The sequence below is a fragment of the Sporosarcina sp. AD_1 genome, assembly GCF_057373025.1.
The window spans coordinates 442,166-454,468 of record NZ_JBPVIR010000002.1 but is presented as its reverse complement, the minus strand read 5'-3'; the positions used below and the strand labels follow the sequence as shown (position 1 = coordinate 454,468).

The 12,303-nt window shown below is 45.2% G+C and carries 9 protein-coding genes; 8 read left to right on the top strand and 1 reads right to left on the bottom strand.

The window, feature by feature from the left end; translation table 11 throughout:
- Positions 1-90: 90 nt before the first annotated feature.
- Both ACSW3C_RS05560 and ACSW3C_RS05555 read left to right on the top strand, forming a co-directional pair.
- Positions 91-999: a CobW family GTP-binding protein gene (locus ACSW3C_RS05560; RefSeq protein WP_486561338.1), complete on the top strand. Its 909-nt coding sequence runs from the start codon at positions 91-93 to the stop codon at positions 997-999.
- A 184-nt stretch (positions 1,000-1,183) separates the two neighbouring features.
- Complete coding sequence (locus ACSW3C_RS05555) at positions 1,184-1,993, top strand: CAP domain-containing protein (RefSeq protein ID WP_486561337.1); 810 nt, start codon at positions 1,184-1,186, stop codon at positions 1,991-1,993.
- Between the two features lie 283 nt (positions 1,994-2,276).
- On the opposite strand, the gene ACSW3C_RS05550 is transcribed toward ACSW3C_RS05555, so the two are convergent.
- Positions 2,277-3,626 (bottom strand): MATE family efflux transporter, encoded by a 1,350-nt coding sequence (locus ACSW3C_RS05550; protein WP_486561336.1) that lies wholly within the window; start codon positions 3,624-3,626, stop codon positions 2,277-2,279.
- Positions 3,627-3,776: 150 nt separating this feature from the next.
- Here ACSW3C_RS05550 and ACSW3C_RS05545 point away from each other — a divergent pair, with 150 nt between their 5' ends.
- From ACSW3C_RS05545 to ACSW3C_RS05520, 6 genes are all read left to right on the top strand, one after another.
- Complete coding sequence (locus ACSW3C_RS05545; RefSeq protein ID WP_486561335.1) at positions 3,777-4,853, top strand: undecaprenyldiphospho-muramoylpentapeptide beta-N-acetylglucosaminyltransferase; 1,077 nt, start codon at positions 3,777-3,779, stop codon at positions 4,851-4,853.
- Positions 4,854-5,053: 200 nt separating this feature from the next.
- Entirely contained in the window at positions 5,054-7,867 is a 2,814-nt protein-coding gene (locus ACSW3C_RS05540) for a 2-oxoglutarate dehydrogenase E1 component (RefSeq protein ID WP_486561334.1), read from the top strand.
- Positions 7,868-7,924: 57 nt separating this feature from the next.
- Entirely contained in the window at positions 7,925-9,163 is a 1,239-nt protein-coding gene (odhB, locus tag ACSW3C_RS05535; protein WP_486561333.1) for a 2-oxoglutarate dehydrogenase complex dihydrolipoyllysine-residue succinyltransferase, read from the top strand.
- 76 nt (positions 9,164-9,239) lie between these two features.
- Entirely contained in the window at positions 9,240-9,437 is a 198-nt protein-coding gene (locus tag ACSW3C_RS05530) for a DUF6501 family protein (protein WP_486561332.1), read from the top strand.
- Between the two features lie 74 nt (positions 9,438-9,511).
- Positions 9,512-10,405, top strand: a complete 894-nt coding sequence (locus ACSW3C_RS05525) for an ATP-binding protein (protein ID WP_486561331.1) — start codon at positions 9,512-9,514, stop codon at positions 10,403-10,405.
- Entirely contained in the window at positions 10,399-12,288 is a 1,890-nt protein-coding gene (locus ACSW3C_RS05520; RefSeq protein WP_486561329.1) for a vWA domain-containing protein, read from the top strand. Before ACSW3C_RS05525 ends, ACSW3C_RS05520 begins: the two co-directional genes overlap by 7 nt.
- Positions 12,289-12,303: the final 15 nt, after the last annotated feature.

Sequence of the window (12,303 nt, the reverse complement as noted above, 5' to 3'; positions counted from 1 at the left end):
GAGAGGCGACTCTCGTAGGCGACCGCCCGCGAAAGTGCCTTTCTGCCTTTTTCATTTAGCTTTAATATTATTGAAACAGGAGGCATCCAAATGATCGACGTATATCTTTTCAGTGGCTTTCTAGGCAGTGGCAAAACTTCGCTGTTATTGAACGCAATTCAAGAAGTGAAAAAGCAAGGCAAACAACCTGCCGTGCTAATGAATGAATTCGGTTCTCTCGGGTTTGATTCCGACCGGGTTGACCAAGAGGGAGAGATTCCATTAAAAGAATTGCTAAACGGGTGCATATGCTGCACAGGTTCAGAAAAGACAGAAGCCCAGTTGCAGGGACTATTGGAGGACTATGATCATATCGATGTCATCTTCATCGAGACATCCGGCGCCGCCCATCCAGTAGAAGCTTTAGATGCAGTGTACTCGCCTTTATTCGCAGATCAACTCCGGATCCAGGGGATTATTACGGTGGCAGACGTGAAACGATGGATTGAACGGGAGAGCTTGTCACCTAGGATTCGTTCACTTTTCATAGAACAGATCAGACATGCGAGTTTGATTTTAGCGAATAAAGCTGATCTAGTGACCGAATCGGAGCTTGCCAGCGCAACAGTTGAGTTATCCCAATTGAACAGCACCGCACAGATTATACAGACAGTTAACGCCAAAATTCCCTTTGCTTTCATTGAAAAAACGCTAAATGCGATCCAATTCGAAAAGGACACAGAAATTGTCTCGGGGAAAGGCATTCCGCTTAGCTCAAAACTGATAACGTTCGATGAGCCAGTAGATCAAGCAGATTTCGAAGAGTGGGTGAAGTCACTTCCGGAGACGGTTTACCGGATGAAAGGCTATGTCCCGATCAAAGGATCCGGACACCCTTATTTATTCCAATATGCGTACGGATTAGTCCATTGGCTGCCAGAGTATGTGAAAGTACCGCCTCGTGTCGTTGTAATTGGAGAAGGGGTTCAGCAGATAGAATACCGCCCCGGGTACGCCTGAATACACCTATTGTCAACCCCATCAAGCTTGTAATAATATGAGAGACATCCAATCATGACCAATCTGGACGTTTTCATTTCCCTTCGTGCACGTATTTTTGACGGAACTGGATAGGTTGGCAAGTGTTGGGGATTCTCGTTTCCTTCCTTACGTTATGATAGTTTACGAAGGGAGGAGTTATAAGATGAAAAAATCGATGGCAGTCATCTTGCTCGGTTCGGCTCTACTTATGTCGAACAACCACAATGCTGAGGCTTCTTACTATAATAACGAGAAGGCTCCAACAAATGAGGATATCAAATGTTATGTATATGAAGGTAACAATGCATATAGCTTCTCCAGCCAAAAAGAAGCACAAGAATTCCTCAATAACTATAAAAATCAATGGGAAAACTATTTCTCGGGATTCCAAGGGAACAAACCAGTTTTCAATAAGCCGGTTCAACCGCAAAAACCAAACAAGCCAGTAGAACAACAAAAACCGACCACACCAAGCAAGCCGGTGGAACAGACAAAACCGGTTGAAAAGCCAGAGACTACAGTTCCTAGCAAACCGAATCAAAACACGGATTCTACTGTTACTAATAAACCACAAATACCACCAACTGCAACATCTGCTTCTGCAATTGAAAAAGCAGTGCTTGACCTGACGAATGCAGAAAGACAAAAAGCAGGTTTGAAGCCGTTGGCAATGGATGATACATTGATGAAATCGGCACGTGCTAAATCTGCGGATATGGCATCTAAAAAGTATTTTGATCATAATAGCCCAACATACGGTTCTCCATTTGATCAAATGAAATCGTTCGGCATTTCGTATCGTTCGGCAGCTGAGAATATCGCAATGGGGCAACGCTCAGCTGAAGAGGTTGTTAAAGCGTGGATGGAATCACCTGGCCACAGACAAAACATTCTTACACCAGGCTTTACGCATATCGGTATCGGGTATGATGCAAACGGCAACTATTGGACACAACAGTTCATTCAAAAATAATAGAGTACAAACGCATAAACAGGTGAAGGGAAAACAATTTGTTTTCCTTCACCTGTTTTTGTTTGTACTTATCGTAATCTGTATTGCAGACCAAACCATTACTATCTATAAGCATTGTCAAAGATGATAGGCAAACGGCTGTTGGAAGAGAAGATGAATAGAAACATTTAATCTACCAGCACGATACGGACCATCCGTTTTTCCATGCGTACCATATCCATATGCTGACGCATTACATATCTATAAATGAAAAGGCCATTCCCGGCTGTAGGGAATGACCTTCTCAGATTGTAGAAAATCGACGCTGCATTATGCGTAGCCTGATACTTAAAATGATGGCACCAACCGTCAAACCGGCTATGAGTCCGACCCAGTAGCCAAGTGGCCCTAAGGTAGTGAATGTCGCAGTTACATAGCCAACAGGTAAACCGATGAGCCAAAATGAGACAATGCCCATCACAAACGACACATTGACATCCTTATAGCCCCGCAGTGCACCTTGAATTGGAGCTTGTACAGCATCAGATAGTTGGAACAGTGCCGCAAACAGGAAGAACTGCATAGATAATTTAATGATCGCCATGTCTGTCGTATAAAGAGAAGCAATCTGTTCACGGAATAGAAGCAGAATGGCGATGGATAAGAAGCTGAACGTAATCGCAAGACCAATTCCAAGATAGCTGTATTGCTTGGCATCCTGATATCGCGATGCTCCTGCAGACTGTCCCACTAAAATCGTGGCTCCCATAGAAATGCTCAACGGAACCATATACAGCAAGGAAGTAAAGTTCAGCGCAATTTGATGGGATGAAATAACTTCCGTAGAATATTTGCTCATGAATAGGGTAACAACCGAGAAAATGCTTGTTTCAACAAAAATGGAAAGCCCGATTGGCACCCCGATTTTGAGGATTTCGATAATTTTTTTCCAGGAGACGTGTTGCCAGCTGCTGAAAAGGGAAAAGCCATGGAAGGGCTTGCGTTTCCATGCAATAAAAAAAGCAATGGCTAATACGATCCAATATGTAATTCCAGAGGCATAGCCAGCGCCAGCGCCTCCCAGTTCAGGAAAGCCGAAATTGCCATAGATGAGTAAATAGTTTAGAACAATGTTAATGGGTGCAGATAATAGGATGATAAACATTGACACCCGTGTCGCACCTAACGCATCGAAGAATGAACGCAAGACCGTATACATGAATAATGGAATCAGACCAACACTCATTCCGGTCAAGTATTCAGCTGCTACTATCCTAACCGGCCCATCAAGCGGCATATGATGTAACATTGGACGAACGCCGAATTGGATTACGACGAAGACGAGTACCGCCAGCAAAATGGAAACGTATAAACCTTGCTGGACATTCGGCCGGACTTCCTCTTCCTTTCTTCCGCCGATCAATTGGGCGATAATAGGCGTCAATCCAAGCAGGATGCCGGAAAGCCCGGTATAAACCGGAACCCAGAAGGAGGAGCCGATTGTGACGCCAGCCAGATGGTATGTATCGTAACGCCCAGTCATCAAAATATCGAAGAATGTCATCAAATAGAGTGCGACTTGCGTTATAAGGATCGGCAGGACGATTTTAGCAAAGATGCCTGTCTTTTTCTTAAGTGTGATGGATTCTGCCAATTGGAATCCCCCTTTGTCAGTGGCAATGATAGTTTTTAAGTCGTTAAATGGAGAAAGCGTCAATCGACTACTATTGTATCATGTTTTTTTTGCTATAATAGCATGGAAGTACGAATAAGCATTTACTTGATAATTGAGGTGAACGGCCAAATGAAGCGGCCTATTGTTGTATTAACGGGCGGAGGTACAGCAGGACACGTATCAGTGAACGAAGCCCTGATTCCAGAATTCCTCGAAAGAGGCTATGAAGTCCATTATATCGGTTCGTACGATGGTATCGAAAAGGAGCTGATCGGACAGGGGCGTCCCGAAGTAACCTATCATGCCATACAGAGTGGCAAGCTCCGAAGATATTTTTCAATGAAAAATTTTACAGATCCATTTAAAGTCGGGGCCGGGGTCATGCAGGCTTTCTCAATCCTCAGGAAACTCAAACCGGACATCGTCTTCTCGAAGGGAGGTTTTGTTTCCGTTCCCGTGGTCATGGCGGCCAGAATGGCAAAAGTGCCTGTTGTAGTGCATGAATCAGACGTTACACCGGGGCTGGCCAATAAATTAGCCCTTCCGATGTCAAACCATATTTTCACTGTTTTTGAAGAAACGCTGAAGTACGTGCCAGCTGCAAAATCGACATGCACAGGTCCCGTCATTCGTCCTGAGTTATTTCGGGGCGATCGAAAGGAAGGCTTGCGAATAGCTGGTTTGACTGGAGAAAAGCCGGTCATTCTCGTGATGGGAGGCAGTCAAGGGTCTGTTGTGCTGAACGAAGCGGTCCGAAAAGAACTGGACTGGATTGCAGAGAGGTTTGAAGTCATACATCTTTGTGGAAAAGGTCATAAAGACACTGCGATGGAGCACGTAGAAGGCTATACGCAATTTGAATATGTTACGGATGCATTGCCGCATTTGCTCGCTGCGTCCGATTTTGCTGTGTCGAGAGCCGGATCGAACGCAATTTTTGAAATGCTTGCTGTTCAAAAACCGATGCTCCTTGTTCCGTTGTCTGCTGCCAAGAGCAGGGGAGACCAGCTATTGAATGCTTCATTGTTCAAATCATTAGGTGTTGCTCACGTGATCACAGAAGAAGAACTGGAAAAGGCGCGGCTCTCTGATTTGATTTCTAATTTGGCTTCAGAGAAGGATGTATTGTTGGCCAATATGAAAAAGTATAATCAGACGAAATCCCCTGAATCGATGGTGGATTTGATCCTGTCGTATAAAAATTAGCTGGAACTGCTTATTAAAGGTGCCTGGCTGTTTGAAAGAACAGTTGCAAGAATAAAGAAACAGGTGTATCCTTGGTGACGGTATAAATATGTATATCTTAGTATTAAACCCTTTCAGTTGACTGTTTTGAATGGTATTATTAATACGGATAAACAATAAAAGCACAATATGCCTACAGGCAAATGTGGAGGTCATTTTACATGTCGAACAATGTTGGTTCCCATCGTTCACCATACTCGGTATTCTCGGGGCCGAACCTTGGGTATGTTATGGAGATGTATGAGCAATTTAAGACATCCCCTGAAGCGGTTGATCCGCAATTAGCGGAAATGTTCAAGACCTACGGCGCTCCAGTTATGGAGAGCGGAGATGTGGCTGTATCAGCTTCTGCAAGTATTCCTTCCGGAGACTTCAGCAAAGCATTGGCAGCCTATGCATTAATAGAAGCGATTCGCACGCATGGCCATTTAGCGGCTGATATTTACCCGTTAAAGGACCATCCACGCGACGCTTCAAGACTAGAGCTTGCTAAATACGGCCTGACTGAGAATGATCTGCGGGCTTTGCCGGCTTCTTTGTTCTTGAAAAACGTTCCTGCAACTGTCGAAAACGGTTTGGACGCAGTCAACTATCTGAAAGATTTGTACACAGGTAAAATTGCGTATGAATTTGCCCACATCGTAGATGATGAGGAACGAAATTGGATTCAATCCAAAATCGAAAACAACGAAGTGGCAGTCAACTTATCGAATGATGAGAAAAAAGAACTGCTAGAACGTTTGACAAAAATTGAAGGGTTCGAAAAGTTCATCCACCGGACATTTGTCGGTGCAAAACGTTTTTCCATTGAAGGTCTCGATACACTTGTCGTGTTCCTTGATGAATTAATGCGTAAATCGGAGGAAGCCAAAACGAAGAAAGTACTTATCGGCATGGCTCACCGAGGACGTTTGAACGTTCTTACCCATATTTTAAATAAACCATATGAAATGATGTTTGCAGAATTTGCAGGTGTGCCTTCACTAGAATTCCTACCGGAAGACGGTTCAGTTGAAACGTCCCGCGGTTGGTTTGGCGATGTGAAATATCATTTGGGTGCACTTTATAAAGGGAAGTCAGGCACAGAGCGTTTCCTTGCTTACAACCCTTCACACTTGGAAGTCGTGAATCCTGTTGTTGCGGGACAAACAAGAGCCGCGCAGGAAAACACAGACCATCCGGGTATGCCAGAGCAGGATATGAATGCTGCATATGGTGTCATGATCCATGGTGACGCTGCTTTCCCTGGTCAAGGTATTGTACCGGAAACATTCAACTACAGCCGTGTAAGAGGATATCGTACTGGTGGTACTGTCCATGTGATCGCGAACAATACGATCGGTTTTACGACAGAGTCGTATGATTCCCGTTCTACTTTGTATGCATCTGATCCGGCAAAAGGCTTTGAAGTACCTGTGCTTCATGTCAATGCAGATCATCCTGAAGCAGTAATTGCAGCAGCTGCACTGGCGTTCGAATACCGTCAGAAGTTTGAAAAAGATATTTTAATCGACTTGATCGGATATCGTCGTTACGGCCATAACGAAATGGATGAACCATTAGTGACGAACCCGATGATGTACCATGTCATTCATAAGCATCCGACTGCACGCCAGTTGTACGGTGCTGAATTGGTTGAAGCCAATCTGATGACAAAAGAAGCGGTCGACAAGATGGATGCTGATGTCTATGCATTGATGCAAGCCGCTTATGATAACGTGAAAAATCATTCCGCAGACGTCAAGAAGCCTTCAAACGCTACACCTGAATCCGTTTTGGCCGGCATGCCGAGAGATGTAGAAACAGGGGTGCAGGAGGAAAGACTTCAACGAATGAATGAAGAACTTCTTACATACCCAGACAATTTCACGGTATTCAGCAAGCTGGATCGAATTTTAAAGCGTCGCGAAGAACCTTTCAAAGGAAAATCGAAAGTGGATTGGGCGCATGCTGAGCAATTGGCATTCGGTTCTATTATTCAAGACGGCAATCCAATCCGTCTGACAGGACAGGACGTTCAGCGTGGAACATTCGCACATCGTCATCTTGTCTTGCACGACGAAAAAACAGGAGAGGAATTTGTGCCTCTTCATCACATCAGCGGAGCAAATGCTTCATTCGTCGCGTACAACAGCCCATTGACTGAATTTGCGGTTGTCGGTTACGAATTCGGTTATAACTTGGAAAAAGACAAGGCACTCAGCATTTGGGAAGCACAATACGGCGATTTCGCTAATATGGCGCAAGTCATGTTCGACCAGTTCGTATCTTCCAGCTATTCCAAGTGGGGCCAGCAATCAGGATTAGTCATCTTGCTTCCTCATGCGTATGAAGGGCAAGGTCCTGAACACTCCAGTGCACGTTTGGAGCGTTATTTGCAGCTATGTGCAGAGAACAACTGGACAGTTGCTAACTTATCAAGCGCAGCAAACTATTTCCATATCCTGCGCCGCCAAGCGAAAATGCTTGGAACTGATGCGGAAAGACCGCTTGTCATCGTGTCTCCGAAATCATTGCTTCGTCATCCGCTCGTTGGAGCAGAAGTATCCGACTTGTCAGACGGCCATTTCAAAACCGTTCTTGAACAGCCTGGAACTGGCACGAAGCCTGAAAAAGTGAAGAAAATTCTATTCGCGAGCGGAAAAATGGCAATTGATCTGGCTGAACAAGTGAAAGACGGAGAAGGTTTCGATCACTTGCATATCGTCCGGGTGGAACAATTGTATCCATTCCCTGCTGAAAAAATTGCAGAGATCGTGGCACGTTTCCCGAAAGCGAAGGAGCTTGTCTGGGTTCAGGAAGAACCGAAAAACATGGGATCTTGGTCATTTGCTTATCCTTACTTGCAAGAGATCGCGGAAGGCAAGGCTATTTCTTATGTAGGACGAATCCACCGTGCGAGCCCATCCGAAGGAGACGGCGAATCCCACAAGAAAGAGCAGAACCGGATCATCGAAGAAGCTCTTAAAAAATAAAATCTGTAGTTGCTAGCTTTACACCGGAATAACGGTAGAACAGAGGAGGAATTTATTGTGGCAGAGATCAGAGTACCAGAACTTGCGGAGTCGATTACTGAGGGAACAATTGCGAAATGGCTAAAACAGCCAGGAGAAAGTGTAGAACAAGGCGAATTCATCGTTGAACTGGAAACAGATAAAGTCAACGTCGAAGTCATTTCTGAAGAAGCTGGCGTCATCCAGGAGCTTCTTGCTGCAGAAGGTGATACAGTTGAAGTCGGTCAAGTGATCGCTATTGTTGGAGCAGGCTCCGGGGCACCAGCCCAAGCCGCTCCAGCTCCAAAAGCGGAAGAAGCACCTGCTGCAAAAGAAGCAAGTGCTGAAACTCCAGCACCGGCAGCAGCTGCGGCGACAGAAGAAAATTCATCTGATCGTACGATTGCAAGCCCTGCAGCCCGCAAATTGGCGCGCGAAAAAGGCATCGATCTAGCTTCAGTATCGCCAGTCGATCCAATGGGACGCGTGCGTGCACAAGATGTTCAAGCACACGGAACTGCACCAAAAGCTGCTGCGCCAGCACCTGCTAAAGCGCCAGCTGCTGCACCGGCTCAAGACGGCCGTGAAACACGCGAAAAAATGACGCGCCGCCGTCAAACAATCGCTAAACGCTTGCTAGAAGTGAAGCAATCCACTGCCATGTTGACTACCTTCAACGAAATCGACATGACAGCGGTAATGGAACTTCGTAAACGCAAGAAAGATGAGTTCTTTGAAAAGAATGATGTCCGCCTTGGCTTCATGTCTTTCTTCACGAAAGCTGTTGTTGCGGCACTTAAGAAATATCCATATGTCAACTCCGAAATCGACGGAGACGATCTCATTATGAAGCATTACTATGATATCGGTATTGCCGTTTCTACAGAAGGCGGCCTTGTTGTTCCGATCGTCCGTGATGCGGACCGCAAAAACTTTGCGGAAATCGAAGATACAATTGGTGAGCTTGCTAAAAAAGCACGTGATAACAAATTGACTCTTGGCGATATGGCTGGCGGTTCATTTACAATCACAAACGGCGGAGTGTTCGGTTCCTTGCTCTCCACACCAATCTTGAATGGTACGCAAGTCGGTATTCTAGGCATGCACTCCATCCAAAAACGTCCGGTTGCTGTAGGGGATAACATTGAAATCCGTCCGATGATGTATGTTGCATTATCATATGACCACCGTGTGATTGACGGTAAAGATTCCGTTGGCTTCTTGAAAATGGTAAAAGAACTAATTGAAAATCCAGAAGACCTTCTGCTTGGATCTTAATTAGCATCAAGTTACATTGATCGGTCCGCCTTATGTCGGACCGATTTTTTTCCATTCAATAAAGGAGGGAACTTTCATGTCATTTACTAATTGGCTAACGGCTCCAACGATTCGAACAGTCGTCTGCAAACATGCGGATGCGGAGAAATATGTAGTAACCAATATGCTGACCCCGGGCAAAGAGTATGAAGTGAAGAATGAAACGGATGAATTTCTGTTCATTATTGACAACAGCGGGAAAGTTGGCGGCTACTACAAAACTTATTTTGAATAATTGCATTGTCTTTACTTAATAACCGGTACATCTCTTTTATGATGTATCGGTTTCTTTAGCAGGGAGGCTAGAGCATGATAGAGTTTATTGAAAAAGAACAGGAGCGGCGCAGCCAGACTGAGTATGCGCAGGAAGATCAACGGCTGATCCAGGAAGGCGGCTATGTCTCACCAACCCCTTATTTGTGGGATGATATACTGATTGCTGTAACGCTAAAGAAGCCTGTCCTATTAAAAGGGCCATCCGGATCAGGGAAAACCAAGTTAGCGCAAAGTGTTTCCCACTATTTCCACCAGCCGATGCAAAACGTCAATTGCTCAGTGGATCTGGATGCCGAGTCGTTACTTGGCTTTAAGACCATCGTTACAAGAGAAGGACAAACCCATATTGAATTCGTGGAAGGGCCTGTCGTCCAAGCAATGAAAAAGGGGCATATCTTGTACATAGATGAGATTAACATGGCGAAACCAGAAACGTTGCCTATCTTGCATAGCGTCTTGGATCATCGCAGAATGCTGACAAATCCGTTGACCGGGGAAGTCATCCAGGCACATGACAACTTCTCTGTTATCGCAGCGATTAATGAAGGCTATGTAGGTACTTCTCCAATGAATGAAGCACTAAAAAACCGCTTCGTCTCTTTTTCAATTCCATATTTAAGTGATCAACAATTGAATTCACTTCTTGTATCAACTTATCCTGAAGTGCAAACTAAAAAACTGCAGGTGTTTCTTTCCATCCACGGTGATTTGAAGAAACAAGTTATGAATGGACTCTTGTCGGATGAGGCCGCTTCGGTCAGGAGTTTGTTGGATGCCGTCCAGCTGTCAGTTCATATTCCGGAAAAAAGGGCCATTCAATATGCAATCGCTGAAAAACTGGAAGATTCCATGGAACAAAAACTCGTAATGGAACTTGTGGACACATGGATTCCTCCTTCGTTGGAAGAAGGCTCACATCCATGGTGAAACGGTTCATCCAATTCAATGATGAAACGATAGATGCCAATCAGCTATTACTTTATGAACGCTTGGGTCGTGCATTGGCGGATGCCCCTTATCTAGAATTGACTGAGCGGAAATTAATGGAGTTTCGGCCTCGTGAAGGGGCTGTCTCCATGAGTGTATTTTGGCGGCATCGAACGGAACAGATGACACATCTGGGCAGGTTATCCGATCTGTACTTGTTAACTTCGGGATTTTGGAAGGACTTTTCAGTGCAAAAGTGGCTGAAGTATCAGAAGGAATACCGGACTCATCAGTTTCCGCATCTCTGTTCGGAACTTCTGCTTATGCTTGAGGAATTCAGGTTAATTGAAAAGATTCAAAAGGAGCGGCCAGGTACGGCGGTCGCTTTTGAAGCAAGGCGTGAAGCGATGATCGCTTTCCATCGTGACAGCCTGGCTTCCAATGTCCAAAAGAGTTTCTTTGCGGATGCGCTGCTAAATAAATTATTCATTTCCCTTTATGACGGGATCTATGCCGATCAAAGCTGGAATGGGGAAGGGCTGCTTGACTTGGGACCGCTGCTCCTAATGATCGGCCAGGCATATGACAGCACAAGCACAGAAGAAAGCACCTATTTGGCGGAGCGTGTGATGTTCTTTGTAGAGGATGCACTTGAAAGGGATTTGGTTCACCAATATTACGCTCTCGGTGACTCAGTTACAGAAGAAACGGCTACGTTTCATTATCATGAAGGAATGCAAGACGCCGAGCAGGGAGATGACCAAGTTAAAGATACGATCGATGAACTGTTCCGTACATGGCATCGGGAATCCGTAGATGAGTCAGGAATCCATCTGGAATACGAATTGGAGCATGGCCGTTCTGGTAAGGGGGATGGGACAAACGCGGCGGAAGGAAATGCCGGGGCAGCTATCGAGGAAACTGGCCATGGACGGTCTACCGGCAATGAAAGCGAGCAATGGCAAGACAACGAGAAAGAAGATCGGCAGACCGCACAGCGATACGCTGCCGGACATGAATTTGGCCGCGAACATACGCATGTCGTGTACGAGGAGGAACGGATCGAAGGAAATCCGACTAAAGAAAATATAGAAAAACTTCTTGCCTGGCGGGAAAGGCAAAAGCCGATTGTCCGGGCATTAACAGAAGAAATTAGGAAGCGGATTGAATTAAAAACCGAATCCAGGAGAGAACGGCTTCTGAAAGGCCGATTGTCCTCGAAATTGACGACCATGCTTGTTGATGAAAGACCGAAACCCTTTTATCGGAAACAGGCACCTTCGGCCAACTTGGACGCAGTCTTCGGGCTGCTCGTTGATGGATCAGCTTCCATGCTCGATAAATTGGATGAAACCAAAATGGCGGTGTTGTTATTTCACGACGTCCTGAGAACGTTGAAAATACAACATGAAATATCTTCCTATTATGAAGATGCCGAAGAAGCGTCAAAGGAATCCCAGCTGAATAAATTCGGCATGATGCATACATTCCAAGAACGCAATAAAGACAACGGGCTGTCGATCTTATCGTTTGAAGCGAATGAAGACAACCGAGATGGTTTTGCCATTCGGTGGATGAAAAAAAGATTAATGTTGCGTACCGAAAAGCATAAATTTCTACTTGTCTTTTCAGATGGGGAACCATCTGCTTTTGGATATGATCGAAATGGCATTCTCGACACGAGGGAAGCCGTACTGGAAGCGGAGAAACAGGGGATATCTGTCATTCATCTTTTCCTGTCCACCGAAGAGCCGACAGATGATCAAAGGGAACTGTTCAGCAGCATGTTTGGCAATAAGACAGCTTCCGCCCATTCGGTGGAAAGCTTTGCGGATCAAACACTGCGCATACTTCGCAAACTGCTTGCCATTGTCGTCAAATAAGAACCATAGAAAAAA

Excerpts from the sequence above, each read along its gene's own strand:
- ACSW3C_RS05525 (WP_486561331.1), top strand. The coding sequence starts at position 9,512 with ATGATAGAGTTTATTGAAAAAGAACAGGAGCGGCGCAGCCAGACTGAG.
- ACSW3C_RS05540 (WP_486561334.1), top strand. The coding sequence starts at position 5,054 with ATGTCGAACAATGTTGGTTCCCATCGTTCACCATACTCGGTATTCTCG.
- ACSW3C_RS05555 (WP_486561337.1), top strand. The coding sequence starts at position 1,184 with ATGAAAAAATCGATGGCAGTCATCTTGCTCGGTTCGGCTCTACTTATG.
- ACSW3C_RS05520 (WP_486561329.1), top strand. The coding sequence starts at position 10,399 with ATGGTGAAACGGTTCATCCAATTCAATGATGAAACGATAGATGCCAAT.
- ACSW3C_RS05560 (WP_486561338.1), top strand. The coding sequence starts at position 91 with ATGATCGACGTATATCTTTTCAGTGGCTTTCTAGGCAGTGGCAAAACT.
- ACSW3C_RS05545 (WP_486561335.1), top strand. The coding sequence starts at position 3,777 with ATGAAGCGGCCTATTGTTGTATTAACGGGCGGAGGTACAGCAGGACAC.
- ACSW3C_RS05530 (WP_486561332.1), top strand. The coding sequence starts at position 9,240 with ATGTCATTTACTAATTGGCTAACGGCTCCAACGATTCGAACAGTCGTC.